The sequence below is a fragment of the Martinezella rhizogenes genome, from assembly GCF_000799715.1.
Lineage (GTDB): Bacteria > Pseudomonadota > Alphaproteobacteria > Rhizobiales > Rhizobiaceae > Rhizobium > Rhizobium rhizogenes_C.
The window spans coordinates 163419-186030 of record NZ_JUHG01000020.1 but is presented as its reverse complement, the minus strand read 5'-3'; the positions used below and the strand labels follow the sequence as shown (position 1 = coordinate 186030).

Genomic DNA, 22612 nt, shown 5'->3' with positions numbered 1-22612 from the left:
GCTTTCGGCGATTTGCAAATCAATCCTTCTTTTCCAGGAATGCCTTGAACTTGTCGGCATAATCCGGATGCCAACGTGACAGCGGCGGGCGGTTTTCGACGATATCGCCGGCGGCCCAGAGCATGCGGCGCTCGTCGGTCGGCCGGGCCACGTCATTGTCCGGGCAGAGGATGTAGAAATCACCACGCTTCAGGCTCTCCACCATGAAATCGACCGTCTGCTCCGCCGTCCATGCGGCAGCCGGCTTTTCCCTGCGGTCGCCTTGGGTGAGGCCGGTGAAGACGAAGCCGGGGATCAGCAGATGCGCGGAGATCTTCGCACCTTCGGTGTTACGCAGCTCATGCTGCAAGGCTTCGGTAAAGACCTTCACGCCGGCCTTGGAAACATTATAGGCGGGGTTGCCGGGCGGCGTGGTGATGCCTTGCTTCGAGCCGGTGTTGATGATCAGGCCGGGCTCGCCGTGGGCCAACATCCCCGGACCGAAGACGCGCGTGCCGTTGATGACGGCAAGCAGATTGACGCCGAGAATAGCGTCCCAGCCGGCCTGCGGGCTGAAGATCGAGGTTTCCGGCCCGATGCCGGCATTGTTCATCAGCACATGCACTCGGCCGAAGCGTTGCAGGACGGCGCGCTCGAGGGCTTCGAGCGCCTCTTTCTGGGCCACGTCCGTCTCGACCGCCATCACATGCTCTTCGCCGGCGATGGCTTCGAGCTCGGCGCGCGCATCGGCAAGCCGGTCGCCGCCAAGATCGGCAATGGCGACGCTCATGCCGAGGTTTGCGAAATATTTCGCCACGGCAAGGCCGATGCCGGAGGCGCCGCCGGTGATGACGGCAACATTGGATTTTTTGAAAATGTCTTGAATATCAGTCACGGGCAGGGTCCTCCCCAGGCATTGTTCGTTCGCCGCCGAATATGGTACTTTCGGGAACCAAGTCAAACGACCGGAGGTCGCACCCGTGACAAAGCATGTGTCCGTGGAGATCGACGAGCAGATGGACGCGTTCATCGGCGAGCAGATCAGCCTCGGCCACTTTACCTCATTGGATGAGTTCGTTAATGCGGCGCTCACGCATTTGCGTCATCGGATTGAGATTGAAGCAATCGAGGCGGCCATTAAAGAGGGTGAAGCGTCCGGGGAGCCCGAGGAATTCGACTTCGATGCGTTCCTTGCTGAGAGACATGAGAAGTATCTCAAGCAATAGGTTTCTTTGCCTTCCCGCTATCGCACTTCCCCTTGCACCTTGCGATAATCTCGCTAAAAGTGCCGCGACACAGGGTTTGCGGGCCTCTCCGCAGGCTCGCATTGAAACGGATCTCATTACCATGGCATCACATAAAGACGTGAAGAAAGTCGTTCTCGCCTATTCGGGCGGTCTCGACACCTCGATTATCCTGAAGTGGCTGCAGACGGAGCTTGGCGCCGAAGTCGTCACCTTCACCGCCGATCTCGGCCAGGGCGAAGAGCTGGAGCCGGCGCGCAAGAAGGCCGAATTGCTTGGCATCAAGGAAATCTATATCGAGGATGTGCGCGAAGAATTCGTGCGCGATTTCGTCTTTCCGATGTTCCGTGCCAACGCCGTCTATGAAGGTGTCTACCTTCTCGGCACGTCGATCGCCCGTCCGCTGATCTCCAAGCACCTAATCGAGATCGCCCGGAAGACCGGCGCCGATGCGATTGCCCATGGCGCCACCGGCAAGGGCAACGACCAGGTTCGTTTCGAACTGTCGGCCTATGCGCTGAACCCGGACATCAAGATCATCGCGCCGTGGCGCGACTGGACGTTCAAGAGCCGCACAGACCTGCTCGAATTCGCCGAGAAGCATCAGATCCCGGTCGCCAAGGACAAGAAGGGCGAAGCGCCCTTCTCTGTCGACGCGAACCTTCTGCACTCCTCGTCTGAGGGCAAGGTTCTGGAAGATCCGTCGCAGGAAGCGCCGGAATACGTGCATATGCGCACGATCTCGCCGGAAGCCGCTCCCGACAAGGCGACCGTCATCAAGGTCGGTTTCGAGAAGGGTGATGCCGTCTCGATCAATGGTGAGCGCCTGAGCCCGGCGACGCTGCTGGCAAAACTCAATGATTACGGCCGCGACAACGGCATCGGCCGCCTCGATCTCGTCGAGAACCGTTTCGTCGGTATGAAGTCGCGTGGCGTCTACGAGACCCCCGGCGGCACGATCCTGCTCGCCGCTCACCGTGCCATCGAATCGATCACGCTCGATCGTGGCGCCGCTCACCTGAAGGATGAGCTGATGCCGCGATATGCGGAGCTGATCTATTACGGCTTCTGGTATTCGCCGGAGCGCGAAATGCTGCAGGCCCTGATCGACAAGAGCCAGGAGCATGTCGAAGGTGAAGTGACGCTGAAGCTCTACAAGGGCAATGTCATGACCATCGGCCGCGAAAGCCCGAAGTCGCTCTATTCCGACAAGCTGGTCACCTTCGAGGACGATCAGGGCGCCTATGACCAGAAGGACGCGGCGGGCTTCATCAAGCTCAACGCACTGCGCCTGCGTACGCTCGCCAAGCGCAATCTGTCCAAGTAAGCAGATTTTCAACAGTTATAGCCCGCTTCCGATCGTCGGAGGCGGGCTTTTCTTTTCCGGCTTTGCGACGGCCCGGATTTACTCCGCCGGCCTCAATTCGCGTTCCATCTCGACCGGCACGTCCGCATTCTGCAGATTGCTGCGGAAGGCGCGAAGCGCAAGATGCAGCTCGTCCTGCACACCGTGATTGAAGCCTTGCACCGCATCGCGCTCCACCGCGCCGATCTCCCGGCCGAGCTGTTTCAGCTTGGCGTCGGCGGCTTCCGACAACACGATGCGCTTGGCGCGGCGGTCGAGAGGATCAGGCTGTCGCTCAATCAGGCCGCGTGCCTGCAACTTGTCGAGAAAGGCGCTGACGGTCATCGGCTCCAGTCCCATGCGACAGGCGATGTCAAGCTGACGGCTGCCGTTAACCGCGGCCACCTGAATCAGCGTGCGTGCCTCGCCCGCCGTCAGGCCAAGTCCCGCGACCAAAATGCGTCGTTCGAAAGCCGCTCGCATCAACCGGGCGCAATCCGCTACCAGAAAGGCAAGCGAATCCGTATCTATCCTGCTGCTCATAAGCGCTTCCCTACCTACGCTTGTTTTTAGACCCCGGTAAATTCTTAGTGATAATGCCCCTCAAATTCAATGGATTCTTTAGTCTCAGCGCGAGTTGATTGGCTTGACCCGGATAGGCGTGTCGTTACTCTGTCACGATTGCCATCGGGAACTTTCAATATGACGCAATCACTTATCGTCGGCGCCTTTCTGGCGGCGTTGTTTTATGTGCTGATTCCCGGTCCGGCCTTTCTGGCTTTGCTCGGCATCGGTGCTGGGCAGGGGCGCAAGGCCGTGGCCTTCTTCATGAGCGGCCATCTCGTCGGAGATCTTATCTGGTCTTCGCTCGCATTGGTTGCAATCGTTGGCGCAAAGACTCTCGGCACCTTCGTCTTCGATCTGCTTGGATTGCTTTGCGGTTTTTATCTCGCCTGGATCGGCTGGAATGCGGTGACCGCCAAGCCGAGAGCGGATGGCAAGACGCTGCTCAATGTCGACCGGCCATTCCGTCGCGGCCTGATTTTCGGTGTGACCAATCCGAAGGGATACCCGGTGGCGCTCGCGACCTTTACCGCGCTGGTGGCGGGGTCTGCCGGGGCGTTGACGTTCAGCGCGCTTCCCTTGCTCGTTACAGTCTCTCTCGCCGGCTTCATCACCGCCGACCTCATCCTGATCGGCATCATCGGCGCGGGCGTCGTCCGACGTTTCTATCGCGCTCACGAGCGGCTGATCGTACGTTGCTCCGGCGTGCTCTTCATGGGGTTCGCTGCGCAAGCGCTGTGGCATGCGACGCCCGGCCTGCTCGGATGGCGCAAGGCCTGACCATTTCTCAATCTTTGTTCCGTCTCCGCCATACCAATCCGGCGGAGCGGGCCTTATATCCTGCTTCGATCTGAAGTCTGCCGAAAGGATGCCTCGCATGTCTTCCCAAGCCGTCAATCCCGCGCTCGTCGAATGGACCGGGCATCAAGGCCTGCCACGTTTCGACGCGGTAAAAGACGCCGATTTCGCGCCTGCCTTTGACGCGGCTCTTGCTTCCCATGAGACGGAGATCGAAGCGATCGCCAATAATGGCGAGGCGCCGACCTTCGCCAATACCGTCACCGCACTCGAGATTGCCGGCGACGCGTTGTCGCGGGTTTCCGCGCTGTTCTGGAACAAGGCCGGTGCCCATACGAATGAGGTGATCCAGACCCTGGAGCGCCAGATCGCGCCGAAGATATCGCGGCATTATTCGAAGATCGGTATGAATGCGGCACTTTTCGCCCGTATCGATGCGCTATGGGAAGGGCGTGACGATCTCGGCCTGACGCTGGAAGAGACCCGCGTGCTGGAACGGCACTGGAAGGGTTTCGTCAAGTCGGGCGCCAAGCTGCCGAAGGTCGAGCAGGAGCGGCTTGCGACGATCAACGAGACGCTGGCGGGCCTTGGCGCGCAGTTCGGGCAGAATGTCCTTGGCGATGAAAAGAGCTGGGCGCTGATCCTTTCCGAAGACGCCGATCTTGCCGGCCTTCCCGATTATCTCAAGGACGCGATGGCGGCGGCGGCCCGGGAACGCGGCGAAGAGGGCAAATATGCCGTCACCCTGTCGCGCTCGATCATCGAGCCGTTCCTGACGGCCTCCGAATGCCGTGATCTGCGCGAACAGGCCTTCAAGGCATGGGTGGCGCGCGGCGAAAATGGCGGCGAGACTGATAATCGCAAGATCATCCGCGAGACGCTGGCGCTCCGGGCCGAGAAGGCCAAGCTGCTCGGCTACGCCAATTTTGCCGAGCTCAAGCTCGACAACACCATGGCGAAGACGCCGGAGGCGGTGAACGATCTCTTGAAGGCGGTCTGGGCAAAGGCTGCGGCGCGCGCCGGCGAGGAAGAGGCCGATATCGCCGCACTGATTTCGCAGGAGGGCCGCAATCACGAGGTCATGCCCTGGGACTGGCGGCATTATTCCGAGAAGATCCGGACGCGGAAATTCGATTTTTCCGAGGCGGAGCTGAAGCCCTATCTGCAGCTCGAAAAAATCATCGCCGCCTGCTTCGATGTTGCCGGTCGCCTGTTCGGCATCCACGCCGTCGAGCAGAAGGGCGTTCCCGCCTATCATCCCGATGTCCGTGTTTTCGAAATCCGCGATCGTTCCGACAGGCTGGTCGCCCTGTTCCTCGGCGATTATTTCGCCCGTAGCTCGAAGCGCTCCGGCGCCTGGATGAGCTCGTTCCAGTCGCAGCATAAATTGCCGCTGCCGAACGGCGATGTCGGCGAGCTGCCGATCATTTACAACGTCTGCAATTTCGCCAAGCCCGCCGAAGGCAAGCCGGCGCTCTTGTCGCTGGACGACGCTCGTACGCTGTTCCACGAATTCGGCCATGCGTTGCACGGCATGCTCTCCAACGTCACCTATCCCTCGGTTGCCGGCACCGGCGTGTCCCGCGATTTCGTCGAACTGCCGTCGCAGCTTTACGAACATTGGCTGACCGTGCCAGCAATCCTCAAGCAATATGCCGTGCATTACGAGACCGGCGCACCGATCCCGCAGGCGCTGCTAGACAAGGTTCTCGCCGCCCGCACCTTCAATGCCGGCTTCAACACGGTGGAATTCACCTCGTCGGCACTGGTCGACATGGCCTTCCACACGCGGGATGCCGTCGAAGACCCGATGGCGGTGCAGGCCGAGGTGCTCTCGGAGATCGGCATGCCGAAATCGATCGTCATGCGCCACGCCACGCCGCACTTCCAGCATGTGTTTTCCGGCGACGGCTATTCGGCTGGCTATTATTCCTACATGTGGTCGGAAGTGCTGGATGCCGACGCCTTCTCCGCCTTCGAGGAAACCGGCGACGCTTTCAATGCGCAGATGGCCGAAAAACTCAAGGCCAACATCTATTCCGTCGGCGGCTCGATCGACCCGGAAGACGGCTACAAGGCTTTCCGGGGCAAGCTGCCGAGCCCGGATGCGATGCTGAAGAAGAAGGGGCTGGCGGCTTGATCCTTGTTGCCGGACTTTAAGGTCCGGGCGACAGTATCCAGATGTTGAGAAGATGGGACGGCGGGCTTGCTACGAGCTTTCTCGCCTCCCCCCTTTCGCAAACGCGAAAAAAAGGGTAAGAGCGCGCCAAACGTAATTGGCGTGTTTACTTTATAGTGCGCCCCAGCCCCAGAGATATAACATTATGAAACTCCGCAACATCGCGATCATCGCGCACGTTGACCATGGGAAAACCACCCTCGTTGACGAGCTTCTGAAGCAGTCCGGCTCCTTCCGCGAGAACCAGCGCACCGTTGAGCGCATGATGGATTCCAACGATCTGGAAAAAGAGCGTGGTATCACCATTCTCGCCAAGGCGACCTCCGTCGTCTGGAAGGGTGTTCGCGTCAACATCGTCGACACGCCAGGCCACGCCGACTTCGGCGGTGAAGTCGAGCGCATCCTGTCGATGGTCGATGGCGCCATCGTGCTGGTCGACTCCTCGGAAGGCCCGATGCCGCAGACCAAGTTCGTGGTCGGCAAGGCGCTGAAGGTTGGCCTTCGCCCGATCGTTGCGATCAACAAGATCGACCGTCCGGACGCTCGCCACGAAGAAGTCATCAACGAAGTCTTCGATCTCTTCGCAGCACTGGACGCCACCGACGAGCAGCTCGATTTCCCGATCCTTTACGGCTCGGGCCGCGCCGGCTGGATGAACTATTCGCCGGAAGGCCCCACTGAGGATGGCCTTGGCCCGCTTCTCGATCTCGTGCTGAAGCATGTGCCGGAGCCGAGTGTCGGCGAAGAAGATGGCGCGTTCCGCATGATCGGTACGCTTCTCGAAGCCAACCCCTTCCTCGGTCGCCTCATCACTGGCCGCATTCATTCCGGCTCGATCAAGCCGAACCAGGCCGTCAAGGTTCTGGGCCAGGACGGCAAGCCGATCGAAACCGGCCGCATTTCCAAGATCCTCGCCTTCCGCGGCATTGAGCGCACGCCTATCGATGAAGCCCATGCAGGCGATATCGTCGCCATCGCCGGCCTGTCCAAGGGTACGGTCGCCGACACGTTCTGCGATCCGTCCGTCACCGAGGCGCTGCACGCCCAGCCGATTGATCCGCCGACCGTCACCATGTCCTTTATCGTCAATGACAGCCCGCTGGCTGGCACCGAAGGCGACAAGGTTACTTCGCGCGTCATTCGTGATCGCCTGTTCAAGGAAGCCGAAGGCAACGTCGCGCTGAAGATTGAAGAAGCCGAAGGCAAGGATTCGTTCTACGTTTCCGGCCGTGGCGAATTGCAGCTCGCCGTGCTGATCGAAACCATGCGTCGTGAAGGCTTCGAGCTTGCCGTGTCGCGTCCGCGCGTCGTCATGCACAAGGACGAAGCCACCGGCCAGATGCTGGAGCCGATCGAAGAAGTCGTCATCGACGTCGATGAAGAGCATTCCGGTGTCGTCGTGCAGAAGATGTCGGAGCGCAAGGCCGAAATGGTCGAGCTTCGTCCGTCCGGCGGCAATCGCCTGCGCCTGAAGTTCTTCGCGCCGACCCGCGGTCTCATCGGCTATCAGTCGGAACTGCTGACGGATACGCGCGGCACCGCCATCATGAACCGTCTGTTCCATGATTATCAGCCCTTCAAGGGCGCGATCGGCGGCCGCTCGAACGGCGTCCTGCTCTCCAACGCTTCCGGCGAAGCCGTCGCCTACGCGATGTTCAACCTGGAAGACCGTGGCCCGATGATCATCGATCCGGGTGAAAAGGTTTATGCCGGCATGATTATCGGCATCCACACACGCGACAACGACCTTGAAGTCAACGTCCTCAAGGGCAAGCAATTGACCAACATCCGCTCGGTCAACAAGGACGAGGCCGTCAAGCTGACGCCGCCGATCCGCATGACGCTCGATCGCGCCCTCTCCTGGATCCAGGACGACGAGCTGATGGAAGTCACGCCGAAGTCGATTCGCCTGCGCAAGATGTATCTCGACCCGAACGAGCGCAAGCGCATGGAAAAGGCGCGTTCCGCATAAGAGAGCGCCTGTATCGCTTCGAACCACTCAACCCCGGCCATTGTGCCGGGGTTTTATTTTGTGTGTTCGATTTTTGGACCCTTGTGGCAAAGGTTAAAAAGGCGTTAATTTTCAGCAGTCGTCCACGGATAAAGGCTGTGGGCAAGTCGGCCGTCTTCGTAAATGAGGATGGTTAATTTGGGCTGGCGAGACCAGAGTAAACGTTATGAAGACGTTGTCGATTGATGTTCGGCGGGCCGAACCGCATGATGCCCGGGCCATATCGGAGGTGCACCGCCAGTCGTGGCAGTATACCTATTCCGGTATCATTCCGCATCGCGCGCTGAGCCAGATGATCGAGCGCCGTGGCGAGAGCTGGTGGCGCAAGGCGACCAGTGGCCCGGCCACGCTTCTTGTTCTCGATGTTGCCGGCGAGATTGCCGGCTATGCCACGCTGGGCCTCAATCGCGCCCGCGCGCTGCCGCAGGAAGGTGAGATCTACGAGCTCTATCTTCGTCCGGAATATCAGGGCATCGGTCTTGGCCGGCTGCTGTTCGGCGAGGCGCGGCGGCTGTTGAAGTCGCTCGGCTGCAAGGGCCTGGTCGTCTGGTGCCTCGAGGAAAACGAGAATGCCGACCGCTTCTATCGCGGCCAGGGTGGCGCCGATTTCTGCGAGGGCATCGAGACCTTCGACCGTAAGCAGATCAAGAAGATCGGCTTCGTCTGGCCCTGAGCGAGCCGCGTTGCACCAGCTGCGATCCCCGATTAAAATCCCGCACTCTACCAATGCATTGTTGCGTTGCGGAATGATTCCGATTATCTGGCTTGCGGTAACCATCCTTATTATTTAGGGGACACGCATGCGCATCGACGCGATTTCCATTGGCAAGAACCCGCCCGAAGACGTCAACGTGATCGTTGAAGTTCCGGTCGGCGGTCACCCGATCAAGTATGAAATGGACAAGGAGGCCGGTACGCTGGTCGTCGACCGTTTCCTCTACACGCCGATGACCTATCCGGGTAATTACGGCTTTGTTCCCCATACGCTTTCCGAAGACGGCGACCCGATCGACGTGCTGATTGCCAGCACCCGTCCGCTGGTGCCGGGCTGCGTCATCAATGTTCGCCCGATCGGCGTGCTGAAGATGGAAGACAATTCCGGCAAGGACGAAAAGATCATTGCCGTTCCCTCGCCGAAGCTGACGCTACGCTACGAAAAGGTCAAGGAACATACCGACCTGCCGGAGATCACGCTGAAGCAGATCGAGCATTTCTTCGCGCACTACAAGGATCTGGAGCCCGGCAAATGGGTGAAGATCTATGGCTGGGGCGGCTCCAAGGAAGCTGGTGAGCTCATTCTCGAAGCCATCGAGCGCGCCAAGAAGGCGAAGTGATCAGTCCTTCGCCATAGCGTTCAGCCTGCCTATCAAATCCTCCGGGTCGCCATCGATCCGGAGGATTTTTTTACGTGCGGTGTCGCCGCTGACCAGGCTGAGGGAGGATTTGGGGACACGGAGCCTCTTGGCCAGCAGCGCGATCAGCGCCTTGTTGGCCTTGCCCTTTTCCGGCACCGCGGAAACGCGTGCTTTCAGATAGGCCTCGCCGTCAGCGCCGGTCTCGATGCCGTCGACCGCGTCACGCCCGCCATTGGGCGTGAGCCGGACCGATAGCCTGACATGATCGGCAAAAGCCTGCCAGGCGCCGTTCACCGAACGAAGAGCGGGTACAGCGAATTCCACATCAGCGAGCGGACGAAGAAGATGAGCAGAAGCAGGATGATCGGCGAAATGTCGATGCCGCCGAGATTGGGCAGGATGCGCCGGATCGGGCGCAGCGCCGGCTCGGTGACCGCATAGAGAAAGCTTCCGACCGAATTGACGAACTGATTGCTCGAATTGATGACGTTGAAAGCATAGAGCCAAGAGAAGATGGCGCTGGCGATCAGCACCCAGGTATAAAGATTCAAAGCCAGATCAATGGTTTGAAATAAGGCGAGCATATCCGTCTCCATTTCGCGGTTGACAGACATGTAGACATTGGCGACTAAACGGGCAAGCCCCATGCTTTGACACAGGCTGAATCATGCCTAACAGGCCGAGCGGGCGCGTTCTGCGCCATTGCTCCGGTCGGAAAGTCTCACACATGTCGTTGGTTGCCAGCGGAGACAGATTTGCCGCGTTCCGGCATATCGCCTACACCTATTTCTTCTTTGCCCGTTTTCTGACCGCGTTCGCCACGCAAGTGGTCAGCGTTTCCGTCGGCTGGCAGATGTATGACCATACAGGCAATGCAATCTATCTCGGCCTGATCGGCCTGGTGCAGTTCCTGCCGGCGCTGCTGCTGATCCTGGTGACCGGCACCGTCGCCGACCGTTATAACAGGCGCATGATCGCCGCCATCTGCATTCTCGTCGCCACGATCTGCACGGCCGCGCTGCTGTTCCTGACCGTCACCGGCACTTTCGCGCCGCTGCTGGTCTTCCTGATTCTTGCCGTTTTCGGCATCGAGCGCGCCTTCATGTCGCCGGCATTGCAGTCGCTCGCCCCCAATCTCATTCCGCCGGAAGACCTGTCGAATGCCGTGACCTGGAATTCCATGTCCTGGGACGCTGCCGCCATTCTCGGCCCGGTTGCCGGCGGCCTGCTCTATGGCCTTGGTCCCAGCGTCTCCTATACGGTTGCCGTCTTCTTCTTTGCCGCCGGCTCGATGCTCACCTTCCTGATCCCGAAGCCGCATCAACGCGTCGCGCATGAAGCGAAGAGCCTCATTGAAATCCTCGCCGGCTTCCGCTTCATCTGGTCGGAAAAGGTGGTGCTCGGCGCGGTCTCGCTCGATCTTTTCGCCGTGCTGCTCGGTGGCGCGGTGGCGCTGATGCCGATTTATGCCCGCGATATTCTGACGCTCGGCCCCTGGGGGCTCGGCCTCTTGCGCGCAGCACCCAGCTTCGGCGCCATCGCCATGGGCCTGTTTCTGGCGACCTATCCTATCCGGCACCGGGCCGGGATCTGCATGTTCATCGGTGTCGCCATGTTTGGTGTGGGAACGCTGATCTTCGGCATCTCGCATACGCCCTGGCTATCGATCGTAGCCCTTGCGATCATGGGCGCGTCCGACCTGATCTCGGTCTATGTCCGCGAAACGCTGATCACGCTCTGGACGCCGGATCATGTGCGCGGCCGTGTCAACGCCGTCAACATGGTCTTTGTCGGCGCCTCGAACGAGCTTGGCGAATTCCGCGCCGGCACCATGGCGCATTATTTCGGCGCCATCCCCGCCGTCGTCATCGGCGGCATCGGCACGCTGGCGGTTGCGATCATCTGGGCGACGGGTTTTCCGCAGTTGCGCCGGATCGACAGCCTCAACGCACCGGACCGCGAGGGCGCGCCGCAAGTGGCGTGAGCACACAGCTAAGGCGGTATGCCGTGTCAGTGCGTCAGGCAATCAGCCGATACATACCAATATTGGAAGCAGAGCTGAATTATCTGGCAGCTCAAGCTGCCATCGCCTGCTTGCCCTCGAACACCATGTCGAGGAATTCGGAGAGCCAGGCTTTCAGGGCTGCGTCGAAAATCATGCGGCCTTCCAGATGCTCGCGCCCCTGCTGGGCGTTCGGCATGCAGAAGCGGTGTTCGCCGTGAACGACCCAGCGCTGCATCATGGCGCGGGTAAGCTCTGCGTGAAATTGCAGGCCCCAGGCGTTGGCGCCATAGCGGTACGCCTGGTTGGGATAGGTCTCGCCAGTTGCCAGCAGCTCGGCACCGTGCGGCAGGTCGAAGCCTTCGCGGTGGAAATGATAGACCATCTGCGGCCAGCGCCGTATCAGAAGCCGGCCTCTTTCCGTCGGCTGCAACGGATACCAGCCGATTTCCGTCTTGCCGTCGTCGCGCGCCTTCACCTTGGCGCCGAGATGGCGGGCGAGCATCTGCGCGCCGAGACAGATGCCGAGATAGGGGCGGTTTTCCCTGAGCGGGACGTCGAGCCAATCGATCTCAGCCTTGACGAAATCCTCGGGATCATTAGCGCTCATTGGCCCACCGAAGACCACAGCGCCCGCATGGCCCTCCAGCGTCGTCGGCAGCCCTTCACCGAGCACCGGGCGGCGGACGTCGAGATCGTAGCCTTTTTCGAGAAGCATCTGACCGACGCGGCCGGGGCTGGAGCGCTCCTGGTGCAACACGATCAGTACGGGGCGGCGATGTTGGCCGCGCCGAGGCGCCTCAATCATCATCGCCTGTCTCCATCGCGTGGCCCGGCGCGCGGGCCGCCGCCTCCTGCCGCTTCACGATACGCTCGCGATCGGAAATGCCCATGAGATCGGCGATCCGCCAGATCGCGTGGTCCTCCATCTCGCTGCGCTCACCATCGGCGTAGACGATGTCCCAGAGGATGCCAAGGAGTTCGAGGCGCTGTTCGCTATTGAGATGACGCTTCAGGTCGGAGGTGAAGCGGTAATAGTCAACTGCCTCGCTCTCGGCCTCCTGGCCGGCGGCGATCAGCGCGTCGAGCTGGCGACCACCGAGACCGTATTGCTCCTTCAACAGCTTGCGCAGCCGCTTTTTTTCGCTGTCCTCGATCTTGCCGTCTGCTTCCATCACCTGGATGCAAAGAGCCGCAACCGCGATGCGCGGGTCGTCGGGGGCAAAACCGGATTTAGGGTGGTCCTTGGTCAGATTCTGGAAAAATTCCTGAAAGCGTTCAAACATTCGGTTCCATTCTTAAAGCAACTGAGCACGACCTTGTCCGGAAGCGCAGCGCGCTCCTCCAGATCATGCCCTAGAACAACTTGAGCCGTGTCTTGGGTTCCGGTTCAAGTTTTAGATCTTTCACACCCGGATCATCCGGCGCACCGCCGAAGAAGGGCCTTGGGTCCGCCTCGTTCGCCGGCTCGATTTCGGTGGCTGCCGTTGCCGGTTTCGCCACGATCGGTTCCAGTTCTATAACAGAGGTGCTGTTGGTGGGCGATGCAACTATTGGTGAGGTCGGCTTCGCGGTAGCGGTTGCGGGCGCAGTTTCCCGCATCGGCGGTAGCGACTTTAGCGCGGCGTCAACCGAAACGGTGGTGCCTTCTTCCAGCGGTCCCTCGATCTGGCCGAAGGGCGCCTTCCATTCGAAGGCGTCGAGCCGGCCGGTGATGGGCGACAGCGGCAGCCATTTGTCGGAGACGAAACCGTCGGCCACCCAGGCTGGATCGCGCGGCGCGCGGAGCGCCTGCGCCATCCAGTGGCGGACGCGGCCCTGATCGCCGGTCTCCGCTTCCTCGATATCGGCCAGCAACAGGAAGGCGCCCTCACGGGCGTCGATGCGGGCCGCCGCCTCGGCCTTGGCGCGGGCCTTGGCGAAATCACGGGAGTCGAGCGCGGCCTTCGCGGTGAGGAGCAGCGCCTCGACATTGTTCGGGCGGATCGCTTCCAGCCGCTCGGCGCGCTTCAGGCGGTCGGTGACGCTGTCGCCGCTGCGGGCGCGGACATAGGCCTTGCCGATCTCCGGATGCGGTTTTGCCTTCCAGACCTGTTCGAGCACGGAGGCGGCCTTGCGCACTTTGTCTTCGCGGAACAATGCCTTGGCCGCCGTCAGCGCGGCGGGGACGAAATCGGCGGACAGTTTCAGCGCCGCGAGTGCATCGTCGCGGGCACCGACCGGGTCGCTTTCGAGCTTGTCGTTGGCGCGCGCGGTCAGGAGCACGGCGCGCTGGCGGTTGGCGGTCTCCTTGTCGACGACATGGGCGACCTTCTGCTGGTCGAGAAGCTTGATGGCATCGTCCCAGTTGCCGGCCTGGCTGCGATATTCCAGCGTCGCCTGCGCCGCCCAGGGCAGGTAGGGGGCCTGATCGGCGGCCTTTTCGGCATATTGCCGCGCCGCCTCATTGGCGCCAAGACGCTTGGCTTCGAGATAGAGGCCGCGCAGGCCGAGTTCCCGGGTTTCCGGGTCGTTGGCCATCAACTCGAATTTCTGGCGCGCTTCGTCATGCTTGCCTTCGATCAGCGCGGCTTGTGCCTCGAGCAGGTTGATCAGCGGTTCCTGGTCGGCGCGGATCAGGCCGCGCGTGCGCGCCGCCATCTTGCGGGCGAGCAGCGCATTGCCGGCGCCGGCGGCTATCAGCCCCGTCGACAGCGCCTGATAGCCGCGGTCACGCTTGCGGGCGCGGAAATAGCGGGTGACGGAATGCGGAGAGTTCCAGATCAGCCGGATAAACCACCATACAAGCATGACGGCGGCCACCAGCGCGATCAGGATGCCGGCGGCAACGATCAGCTTGGTCTGGTAAAGCTGACCTCCCCAGACGAGCGAAAGATCGCCGGGGCGATCCGCCAGCCAGGAAAAACCATAGGCGAGAGCCAGGACGAAAACGGCGAAGATAAGCAGTCTGATCATTCTCGCGCTCCGTCCTCAGTTCTGTTTTCCGGTGTTGGCGATTGCCTTGGACAATGCGTCGCTGACCAGATCTTCCACGCGGATGCGGGCATCCAGTGACTGTTTGAAGGCGGCGGAAGCCGATTTTGCGGCATCCGGCAGGCTGTTCCATTCGGTGATGGCGCCGGGCAGGTCGCCATTCTTCACCTTGTCCTCAAAGCGCGCGGCGACGGCATCGACGCTGTCGCCGGAGACGTTGCCGACCGGGCGCACCTGCACCAGGGATTTGGCGCCCGTCATCAGCCGGTCGCTCCAGCTCTGGTTCGGGTCGTCCTGTTGCGTCGTGGCGACGATCGCCGTCGTGACGCCGGAAACCTGACGAATGAGATCGGCGCGGGACGGAATGCCCGTCTGGGCGAAATTCTTGAGATCGGCGACGGCGGGATCGTCCGGAGCGACATTGGCGAAGGTGTCGAGTTCCGGCTGGAAGGGGCCGCCACGATCGATCGCCGCCTTCAGTGCCGCAGCCGCAATCGCACGGGCGACGGCGCTTTCCTGGCTCGGCTCGCTCAGCTTCTTCTCGGCGTCATCGAGACGCTTGCTGACATCGGCATCGGCCGAGGCCCGATTTTGCGTCGCCTGGTCGAGGCTCGTCTTCAACTGGCCCACCTCGGCGCTCAGTGCTGCGATCTTCTGACCGGCATCGCCGCTGCTTGCTCCGGATGATCCGCCGGTTGCCGTGTTGTTGACGCTGGCCGTTTCCAGGGCTGCGATGCGGGCGGTCAGCGTCGTATCAGGCGCTGCCGCGGGCGCGGCGGCGAGATTGGAAACAGTCTGCTTCAACCCGTCGATTTCGGCGGTGAGCGCGGCGATATCGGCGGACGTATCCTTCGCCGCCCTGCCGCCGGGGAGGAGGCCGGCATACTGGATGGCGCCGGCGCAGATGAGGGAAATCAAGCCGCCGACAATGCCGGCGGCGATCAGGCCCGAAGTCGATCCTTGCTGTCGCTGGGGTGCGGCGGGCTGTTCGCTACGGAAAGAATAGGATTCGGCTTCCTGATCAAGCGCCGCTTTGAGCTTCTCTTCCGATTCTTCCGTGACAGGCTCGCCGGCCTCGGAGTGCTGCGACTCCTGCTCGGTCTCGGGCGTCACTTCCACCTCATTGGCGGACGAAGTGCCGGGTTCGTTGTGGCCGGGTTCGCTGTGATTGTGTTCCGTCATGTCCGTGGAAGCCGGGGCTTGCACGGACTTCTCTGCTTCCAGGTCGATCGTGACCGGCTCGTCGTTGGGCTTCGAATGGTTTGGCGTTTTTCGCGATACCATGAGGTCCTCTTTTCATGCGCTGCAGCGAGGTTAGACAGACAAGTCGAATATGGAAAGAGCTTAGATCAAAATTGAGGCCCTACTCCGTCGTCAGAAGCGCCAGAAGACTGTCTTCATCCGGCATGGCGGTAATCTCCACATGGGCGCGCAACAAAGCCGGGACAGCATCCGCAATCGCTTCGCTGAGGCAGAGAAACCTTGTCGAGGCAAGGGCGTCCGGATGTTGCCGCAGGAAGGACAGGCTGAAAAAACGGTGTGCTGTCTGGCGAGAATAGAGCAGCACGGCGTCGGCGCGGGTCTCGATAAAAAGCTTGCGAAGTGTGGTGCCGTCGGGGGTGATATCTAGCATGTGGTAGCATTCCACCGTCCGCAGGGGGATATTCAACTCCATCGATCTGGTTTCAAAGCCGGCGGCGCGCGGCGAGCCGGCGAGATAGAGCAGGGGCTGTTGCATGCTGGTCCGGTTGTGGGCAATCAGCTCCGCGAGTTCAATGCCACCGCCTTCGGAGGCAAGAACGTGGGTGAAGCCGAGGTTCCCTGCCTCTTTCGCCGTCGCCTTGCCGACCGCAAAGAGAGGCCGGCCGAGGTGAGGCGCCAGATTTTGGTCGAGCGCGGCGAGGGCGCGGATCGCCTCGGCGCTGGTGACGGCAATAGCGTCTTGCGTTTCCGACAGCGCCTGCCGGGCCGCATCGACATCGTGTACTGGCTCCGACAGCGGCAGCGACAGTGTCTCGTGTCCCATCTCCGTCAGCCGTTGGACGGTGCGTTCACCCGAATGCTGGGGGCGGGTGACGATGACGCGCATGGGCGATCAGGTCCAGTCTTCGAAGAAGGTGCTGCCGGCTTCAGTGCGGATAGCTTGGCCGGCATTGGTGCCGAGCGCCTCGGCGTCCCGGCGGTGGCCTTCGATGGTGGTGGTATGCACTTGTTGGCCGTCGGGCGTCAGGATCATGCCAAAGAAGCGGATATGGTCCCCTTCGCAGACGGCATAGCCGGCGATCGGCGTGCGGCAGGAGCCGTCGAGCGCTGCCAGGAAGCCGCGTTCGCAGGAGACGGTGTCGAAGGTGGGGCCGTCATTGATGGCGGTGAGCAGGTCGTTCATCCTGTTGTCGCCGATGCGGCTTTCAATGCCGATCGCGCCTTGTGCCGGTGCCGGCGGGAATGCGTCGGGATCAAGGATGTCGGTGATCACATCTACCCTGCCGAGCCGTTTCAGGCCGGCAACGGCCAGAAGCGTTGCGTCCGCCTGGCCTTCTTCCAGCTTGCGCAGCCGGGTCTGGACCGAGCCACGAAAGGTGATGACGTTGATATCGGGGCGCAGGCGGCGGATCAGCGCCTGGCGGCGCAGCGACGCGGAGCCGACGGTGGCGCCATGCGGCAGCTCGATCAACTTCGGCGCCGTGCGGCCGATGACGGAATCGCGAATATCCTCGCGCGGCAGGTAGGCGGTGAGCGCCAGTCCGTCCGGCAGCTTCGTTGCCATGTCTTTGGCCGAATGCACGGCGAAGTCGAGTTCGCCCGAGGTCAGTTTCTCTTCCAGCTCTTCCGTGAACAGGCCCTTGCCGCCGATTTCCGCCAGCGCACGATCGGCGATGCGGTCGCCCTTGGTGGTCAGGGCGACGATCTCGAACATTTCTTCCGGCAGGCCGTGCGCCGCCATCAGGCGGTCGCGGGCCTCGCGCGCCTGCGCCAATGCTAGCGGGCTGCCGCGCGTGCCGATCCGGAAAGGTTTTGTTTGCATCCGCTTTGATCCGTTGTTACCGACAGTTCCCGTAACCATATTTCCGCTTTATCGCAATCGACCAACAGGCATCGAACGACTTCCATGGCGTCCTTTCTTCGTATTCTCGGCATCGAAACAAGCTGCGACGAAACCGCCGCGGCCATTGTCGAGCGCCAGGATGACGGCACCGCCATCGTACGCTCAGACGTTGTTTTGAGCCAGCTGGACGAGCATAGCGCCTATGGCGGCGTCGTGCCCGAGATTGCTGCGCGCGCCCATGTCGAGGCGCTGGATACACTGATCGACGAGGCCCTGAAGCGCGCCAATGTGTCGCTGGCCGATGTCGATGCTATCGCTGCCACCTCCGGCCCCGGCCTGATCGGCGGCCTGCTCGTCGGGCTGATGACTGGCAAGGCGATATCCAGGGCAACCGGCAAGCCGCTCTATGCCATCAACCATCTCGAAGGTCACGCCTTGACGGCAAGGCTGACGGATAGCCTCGCCTTCCCCTATCTGATGCTGCTGGTCTCTGGCGGTCACACACAATTGATCCTGGTGCGTGGCGTCGGTCAGTATGAGCGCTGGGGCACGACCATCGACGACGCGCTGGGCGAAGCCTTCGACAAGACCGCAAAGCTGCTCGGCCTGCCCTATCCCGGCGGTCCGGCCGTCGAGGCGGCGGCGAAGAACGGCAATCCGGACCGGTTCGACCTTCCGCGGCCTCTGGTGGGTGAGGCACGGCTGGACTTTTCCTTCTCCGGCCTCAAGACGGCCGTGCGGCTGGCGGCGACGACGATCGCGCCGGTGAGCGAGCAGGACATTGCCGATATCTGCGCCTCCTTCCAGAAGGCGGTCTCACGCACGTTGAAAGACCGGATCGGGCGCGGCCTGCAGCGTTTCAAGAATGAATTTCCGAAAACGGCGGAAAAGCCGGCGCTGGTGGTTGCCGGTGGCGTCGCCGCCAATCTCGAGCTACGCCGCACGCTGCAGGAGCTTTGCGATCTCAACGGCTTCCGCTTCATCGCGCCGCCGCTGAGTCTCTGCACCGACAATGCGGTGATGATCGCCTGGGCCGGGCTGGAGCGCATGGCGACGGGTGCCGCACCTGACGGTCTCGATGTGCAGCCGCGCTCGCGCTGGCCGCTCGATCAGAAGGCGGAAACGCTTCTGGGTCATGGCAAACGAGGAGCGAAGGCATGAGCGGCAAGGAACGGATCGCTGTCATCGGCGCCGGTGCTTTCGGCACGGCGCTCGCCGCCGTCATCGCCTTGACGGCCAAGAGCCAGGTGACGCTGGTCGGGCGCAAGGCCGCGCTGATGGCCGATCTTAATACCGACCGGATGAATGACACGGCATTGCCCGGCATCGAACTGCCGGATTCGCTGCAATTCTCCGCCGAGCCGGACTCGATTTCGGATGCGGGCATCGTGCTGTTCGCCATGCCATCGCAGGCGCAGGCCGATGCGGCGCGTCATTATGGCCCCTATCTCGCGCCTGACGCCGTCGTCGTCACCTGCGCCAAGGGCATAGACAAAGTCTCCGGCGATCTTTTGACCGACATGCTGGAACGCGAATTGCCGCACCATGCCATCGCCGTTCTCTCCGGACCGGGCTTCGCCGCCGATATCGCCAAGGGTCTGCCGACGGCAATGGCGATCGCGGCGGCCGATATGGCAGTGGCGGAACGGCTGGCGCAGGCGATTTCCGGCCCCACCTTCCGTCTCTATGCCTCTTCCGACCGGGTCGGCGTGCAGCTCGGTGGCGCGCTGAAGAATGTGCTCGCGATCGCCTGCGGCATTGTCGAAGGACGCGGGATCGGTGATTCGGCGCGCGCCGCATTGATCAGTCGCGGCCTTGCCGAGATGTCGCGCTTCGTCTTTGCCAAGGGCGGCAAGGCGGAGACCGTGCGCGGGCTTTCCGGCCTCGGCGACCTCGTGCTGACCGCGACCAGCCATCAGTCCCGCAATCTGCGCTTCGGTATCGCGCTCGGCCAGGGCCAGACGGTCGATCCCGCGCATGGAGAGCTGGTCGAAGGCGCCTATGCTGCCTCGATCGCCGCGAAGCTGGCGCAGGGGCTTGGAGTCGACATGCCGATCACCGAAGCCGTTTCGGCGATCATTGACGGAAAACTGGATATCCCGACCGCCATAGAGCAATTGATGACACGGCCGATCACGACGGAATAGCTTGAATATAGGCGGAGCACTGGATATATTACTGGATATAACCGGAGACCGCGATGGGCAGCTCACAAAAACGCGCGATTCAGAATTATCGTTCCCGCCTCGAAGAGCGTGGCTTGGCCCGTTTCGAGGTGCTGGGGCTTGATGGTGACCGTGCTCTCATCCGCTCGCTGGCGCGACGTTTGGCGGAAGGGGGAGCGGAAGCAGCCCACATCCGTGATGTCATGACCAAAACCGTCTCGGGAGAACCGCCAAGGAAGGGCGGTGTCTATGCCTGGCTGCGTAGCTCGCCTCTCGTCGGAGCGGATATTGATCTCGAACGGGTTGGTAGCGAAGCGCGCGAGATCGATCTTTGACCCGTTATTTGCTTGATACAAATATTATCAGCAATACGATCAAACCAGAGCCGTCACCCGATCTCGTCAGGTGGCTTCAAGCTCAAATAGATGACGATCTTTTCATCGGGGCATCGACGATCGCTGAAATTCAGCGCGGTATTCTGATCATGCCGTTGGGGCGTAAACGCGCTGATCTCGAAACCTGGTTTCTTGGCGTACAAGGACCACTGGCGTATTTTGCCGGACGTGTACTTCCTTTCGGGGAGGATGCCGCCTTGATATGGGCGCAACTCATGGCGGAAGGACGGGCGGCGGGCCGGCAACGTGCCCCGATGGACATGTTGATTGCCTCCGTCGCGATCGCGAATGATTGCGTAATTGTCACGCATAATGAGGCTGACTTTTGGGGGCTCGACATCATCAATCCGCTTCGCGCAGAAACAAGATGACCCGCAGCGGGCGAGGCTTTATCCATCATCCTCGATAGTCTGCTGATTTCCATAGGAGAATAAAACAATGCTGTTTGCCTTTGTCTGCAAGGACAAGCCTGGTCACCTGAATGTCCGGATGGACACGCGTCCCGCTCATGTCGAGCATCTGAACAAGCTCAATGCCGAGGGTACGCTGAAGATGGCGGGTCCGTTCCTTGATGCGGATGGCAAGCCGAATGGCAGCCTGGTCATCGTCAATGCTGACACGATCGAGGCGGCGAAGGCGATTGCCGATTCCGATCCCTATGCCAAGGCCGGCCTGTTCGAGAGTGTCGAGGTCAAGCCGTTTAACTGGGTCTTCAACAATCCGGAGGCATGAGGCATGGCGCATTGGCTGTATAAATCCGAGCCGTCCTCCTGGTCCTGGCAGGCGCAGAAGGATGCCGGGAGCGAGGGCACGGCCTGGACTGGCGTTCGCAACTATCTTGCCCGCAACAACATGCGGACGATGCAGATCGGCGACAAGGGTTTCTTCTATCACTCCAATGACGGGCTGGAGATTGTCGGTATCGTCGAGGTCTGCGCGCTGTCGCATCCCGATGCGACAGCCAAGGACGATCCGCGCTGGGATTGCGTCGATATCCGCGCCGTGCGCGATATGCCGAAGCCGGTAACGCTGAAGGATATCAAAGCCAATCCGAAGCTGTCGCAGATGTCGCTCGTCACCTCGATGCGGCTTTCCGTGCAGCCGGTGACGGACGAAGAATATCTCGAAGTCTGCCGCATGGGCGAGCTCGACAATCCGCCCGTTTGACACTCCCGACCCGAGGGCAGCTTGAAGACCGATCCGGAGACATTCATCCGTGCAAACACCAGTGTCATGGCGCCGCCGCATGTGCCGGAAATCCGGCTGCATCTGGCCAGCGAAGCCCATGATCTCTGGCTGAAGACGGAGGAGGAGCTCGAGGAGATCGGCCTGCCGCCACCCTTCTGGGCTTTTGCCTGGGCCGGCGGGCAGGGGCTTGCGCGTTATATTCTCGACCATCCCGACACGGTCGCCGGCAAGCGGGTTGTCGATTTCGCCAGCGGTTCGGGGCTGGTGGCGATTGCGGCGAAGCTTGCGGGCGCAAGCCGCGTGCTCGCAGCCGATATCGACCCCTGGGCGGAAACGGCGGTGCGATTGAACGCCATGGAAAACGGCGTCCTGCTCGATTTCACCGGCGACAATCTCGTGGGCCAGGCGATCGATGCCGATGTTGTTCTTGCCGGTGATGTCTTTTACGATCGCGATTTCGCCGATCGTCTGATCCCCTGGTTTAGGCGGTTGGCGGAGGAGGGCCTTCTGGTTCTTGTCGGTGATCCCGGCAGGGCTTATCTGCCCAGGGATCGCCTGGAGGTCCAGGCCAGCTATCAGGTGCCGGTGACGCGGGCGCTGGAGGACAGCGAAGTCAAGAAGACGACGGTCTGGCGATTTCTCGCCGGCTAACGACCGTCAGGGACGAATCACGCAGACGCCGGCTTCATGGGAGCAGGCATTGCCGGCAAGCTTGACGTCGATCACCTTGGCGCGCGGCTTTAGCTGTGTCGCGGGTTTGCCCGGATATGGATCATAGCCGCCGTAGCCGAGGACATAGGTCCCGTCATTGGCCTGGTAGATATCCGCGGTTCCGGCATAAGTGCCGATATCCGCTGCATATCGCCGGTCCATGAGGACGATTCTGTCCGGCTGCGGCTGTTGCGTGCGCTGCGACCAGGAGATTTCATGCAACCGGAGGGGGCCAGAACGGTGGAACGGCCGATGTTTCCAGTGATAGTCACCCGCTGAAGCCGATACCGACGAAAGAACGGCAGTTGCCGCCAAAACGAGCGTCGTTGCCTTGAAAATATGCTGCCGCATGCGTTTTCCTCGCCCGCCAAATCCTTAATAAAATATGAAGAACAGAATGCCGCAAGAGCAGGGTTAAGTCCACTCGACGGGTGGAAAAATCATATCGAAGCGCCAATCGGGGGACATTGTTTCGGCGCACGCGCCAAAGATGTCGAACGATCCGAATCGATTAAATTCGAGGCAGACAGCAATTGTGCTTGTCGCCGTGCCTTTCCGTGATTAATGGTCGCAATTGATGCAACGCACACAGGATTTTCCCGCGCGTGTGCGTTGCCCCGGAAACATCCGGAGATAGAAGCGTATCGTAACGCCGCG

Annotated in this window: 26 protein-coding genes; 15 read left to right on the top strand and 11 right to left on the bottom strand. The window is 61.2% G+C overall.

Annotated features, from left to right (window positions below):
- Positions 1–19: 19 nt before the first annotated feature.
- Entirely contained in the window at positions 20–874 is an 855-nt protein-coding gene (locus tag EX00_RS30140; RefSeq protein WP_047466156.1) for an SDR family NAD(P)-dependent oxidoreductase, read from the bottom strand.
- A gap of 85 nt (positions 875–959) precedes the next feature.
- On the opposite strand from EX00_RS30140, the gene EX00_RS30135 reads away from it, so the two are divergent.
- Both EX00_RS30135 and EX00_RS30130 read left to right on the top strand, forming a co-directional pair.
- The gene (locus EX00_RS30135; RefSeq protein WP_047466153.1) at positions 960–1205 is read left to right on the top strand and encodes a type II toxin-antitoxin system ParD family antitoxin; all 246 of its coding nucleotides are present in this window, start codon (positions 960–962) and stop codon (positions 1203–1205) included.
- 121 nt (positions 1206–1326) lie between these two features.
- Positions 1327–2550, top strand: a complete 1224-nt coding sequence (locus tag EX00_RS30130) for an argininosuccinate synthase (RefSeq protein WP_047466152.1) — start codon at positions 1327–1329, stop codon at positions 2548–2550.
- 78 nt (positions 2551–2628) lie between these two features.
- Here EX00_RS30130 and EX00_RS30125 read toward each other — a convergent pair whose 3' ends face one another.
- Positions 2629–3111 (bottom strand): MarR family winged helix-turn-helix transcriptional regulator, encoded by a 483-nt coding sequence (locus EX00_RS30125; protein ID WP_047466150.1) that lies wholly within the window; start codon positions 3109–3111, stop codon positions 2629–2631.
- 159 nt (positions 3112–3270) lie between these two features.
- Here EX00_RS30125 and EX00_RS30120 point away from each other — a divergent pair, with 159 nt between their 5' ends.
- From EX00_RS30120 to ppa, 5 genes are all read left to right on the top strand, one after another.
- Positions 3271–3912: a LysE family translocator gene (locus EX00_RS30120; RefSeq protein WP_047466147.1), complete on the top strand. Its 642-nt coding sequence runs from the start codon at positions 3271–3273 to the stop codon at positions 3910–3912.
- Between the two features lie 97 nt (positions 3913–4009).
- Entirely contained in the window at positions 4010–6070 is a 2061-nt protein-coding gene (locus tag EX00_RS30115) for a M3 family metallopeptidase (RefSeq protein WP_404944050.1), read from the top strand.
- A gap of 184 nt (positions 6071–6254) precedes the next feature.
- A complete protein-coding gene (gene typA / locus EX00_RS30110; protein ID WP_047466142.1) occupies positions 6255–8081 on the top strand; it encodes a translational GTPase TypA in 1827 nt (608 codons plus the stop codon).
- A 205-nt stretch (positions 8082–8286) separates the two neighbouring features.
- Positions 8287–8793 (top strand): GNAT family N-acetyltransferase, encoded by a 507-nt coding sequence (locus EX00_RS30105; RefSeq protein WP_047466139.1) that lies wholly within the window; start codon positions 8287–8289, stop codon positions 8791–8793.
- Positions 8794–8920: 127 nt separating this feature from the next.
- Positions 8921–9454, top strand: a complete 534-nt coding sequence (ppa, locus tag EX00_RS30100) for an inorganic diphosphatase (protein WP_047466137.1) — start codon at positions 8921–8923, stop codon at positions 9452–9454.
- Here the strand turns inward: ppa and EX00_RS30095 are convergent, their stop codons facing one another.
- On the bottom strand, positions 9455–9769 hold the full coding sequence (locus tag EX00_RS30095; protein ID WP_047466134.1) for a DUF167 domain-containing protein: 315 nt from the start codon (positions 9767–9769) through the stop codon (positions 9455–9457).
- Complete coding sequence (locus EX00_RS30090) at positions 9766–10089, bottom strand: YggT family protein (protein ID WP_052211033.1); 324 nt, start codon at positions 10087–10089, stop codon at positions 9766–9768. Before EX00_RS30090 ends, EX00_RS30095 begins: the two co-directional genes overlap by 4 nt.
- A gap of 113 nt (positions 10090–10202) precedes the next feature.
- Here EX00_RS30090 and EX00_RS30085 point away from each other — a divergent pair, with 113 nt between their 5' ends.
- Positions 10203–11459 (top strand): MFS transporter, encoded by a 1257-nt coding sequence (locus tag EX00_RS30085; protein WP_047466128.1) that lies wholly within the window; start codon positions 10203–10205, stop codon positions 11457–11459.
- 91 nt (positions 11460–11550) lie between these two features.
- Here the strand turns inward: EX00_RS30085 and EX00_RS30080 are convergent, their stop codons facing one another.
- The 6 genes from EX00_RS30080 to hemC form a co-directional block, all read right to left on the bottom strand.
- Positions 11551–12285, bottom strand: a complete 735-nt coding sequence (locus EX00_RS30080; RefSeq protein WP_047466398.1) for a glutamine amidotransferase — start codon at positions 12283–12285, stop codon at positions 11551–11553.
- Complete coding sequence (locus tag EX00_RS30075) at positions 12278–12763, bottom strand: tellurite resistance TerB family protein (RefSeq protein ID WP_047466125.1); 486 nt, start codon at positions 12761–12763, stop codon at positions 12278–12280. The genes EX00_RS30080 and EX00_RS30075 overlap by 8 nt, the downstream gene beginning before the upstream one ends.
- Before the next feature lie 70 nt (positions 12764–12833).
- Positions 12834–14432, bottom strand: coding sequence for a heme biosynthesis protein HemY (locus tag EX00_RS30070; protein WP_047466122.1), 1599 nt, complete (start codon positions 14430–14432; stop codon positions 12834–12836).
- Positions 14433–14447: 15 nt separating this feature from the next.
- Positions 14448–15734: a COG4223 family protein gene (locus tag EX00_RS30065; RefSeq protein WP_047466119.1), complete on the bottom strand. Its 1287-nt coding sequence runs from the start codon at positions 15732–15734 to the stop codon at positions 14448–14450.
- Positions 15735–15813: 79 nt separating this feature from the next.
- Positions 15814–16539 carry a uroporphyrinogen-III synthase gene (locus tag EX00_RS30060; RefSeq protein WP_047466116.1) on the bottom strand — a complete coding sequence of 242 codons (726 nt, stop codon included), beginning with the start codon at positions 16537–16539 and terminating at the stop codon, positions 15814–15816.
- A gap of 6 nt (positions 16540–16545) precedes the next feature.
- Positions 16546–17475 (bottom strand): hydroxymethylbilane synthase, encoded by a 930-nt coding sequence (gene hemC, locus EX00_RS30055; RefSeq protein WP_047466115.1) that lies wholly within the window; start codon positions 17473–17475, stop codon positions 16546–16548.
- A gap of 84 nt (positions 17476–17559) precedes the next feature.
- On the opposite strand from hemC, the gene tsaD reads away from it, so the two are divergent.
- The 7 genes from tsaD (at position 17560) to EX00_RS30020 (ending at position 21895) form a co-directional block, all read left to right on the top strand.
- On the top strand, positions 17560–18657 hold the full coding sequence (gene tsaD, locus EX00_RS30050; protein ID WP_047466112.1) for a tRNA (adenosine(37)-N6)-threonylcarbamoyltransferase complex transferase subunit TsaD: 1098 nt from the start codon (positions 17560–17562) through the stop codon (positions 18655–18657).
- Entirely contained in the window at positions 18654–19643 is a 990-nt protein-coding gene (locus EX00_RS30045) for an NAD(P)H-dependent glycerol-3-phosphate dehydrogenase (protein ID WP_047466109.1), read from the top strand. Before tsaD ends, EX00_RS30045 begins: the two co-directional genes overlap by 4 nt.
- A 53-nt stretch (positions 19644–19696) precedes the next feature.
- Positions 19697–19996: a hypothetical protein gene (locus tag EX00_RS30040; RefSeq protein WP_047466106.1), complete on the top strand. Its 300-nt coding sequence runs from the start codon at positions 19697–19699 to the stop codon at positions 19994–19996.
- Positions 19993–20427, top strand: a complete 435-nt coding sequence (locus tag EX00_RS30035; protein ID WP_047466103.1) for a PIN domain-containing protein — start codon at positions 19993–19995, stop codon at positions 20425–20427. The genes EX00_RS30040 and EX00_RS30035 overlap by 4 nt, the downstream gene beginning before the upstream one ends.
- Positions 20428–20494: 67 nt before the next feature.
- Positions 20495–20788 (top strand): YciI-like protein, encoded by a 294-nt coding sequence (locus EX00_RS30030; RefSeq protein WP_047466101.1) that lies wholly within the window; start codon positions 20495–20497, stop codon positions 20786–20788.
- A gap of 3 nt (positions 20789–20791) precedes the next feature.
- Positions 20792–21223 carry an EVE domain-containing protein gene (locus EX00_RS30025; RefSeq protein ID WP_047466098.1) on the top strand — a complete coding sequence of 144 codons (432 nt, stop codon included), beginning with the start codon at positions 20792–20794 and terminating at the stop codon, positions 21221–21223.
- 21 nt (positions 21224–21244) lie between these two features.
- Positions 21245–21895 (top strand): class I SAM-dependent methyltransferase, encoded by a 651-nt coding sequence (locus EX00_RS30020; RefSeq protein ID WP_047466096.1) that lies wholly within the window; start codon positions 21245–21247, stop codon positions 21893–21895.
- A 6-nt stretch (positions 21896–21901) separates the two neighbouring features.
- On the opposite strand, the gene EX00_RS30015 is transcribed toward EX00_RS30020, so the two are convergent.
- Positions 21902–22306 carry a hypothetical protein gene (locus tag EX00_RS30015; protein ID WP_047466093.1) on the bottom strand — a complete coding sequence of 135 codons (405 nt, stop codon included), beginning with the start codon at positions 22304–22306 and terminating at the stop codon, positions 21902–21904.
- Positions 22307–22612: the final 306 nt, after the last annotated feature.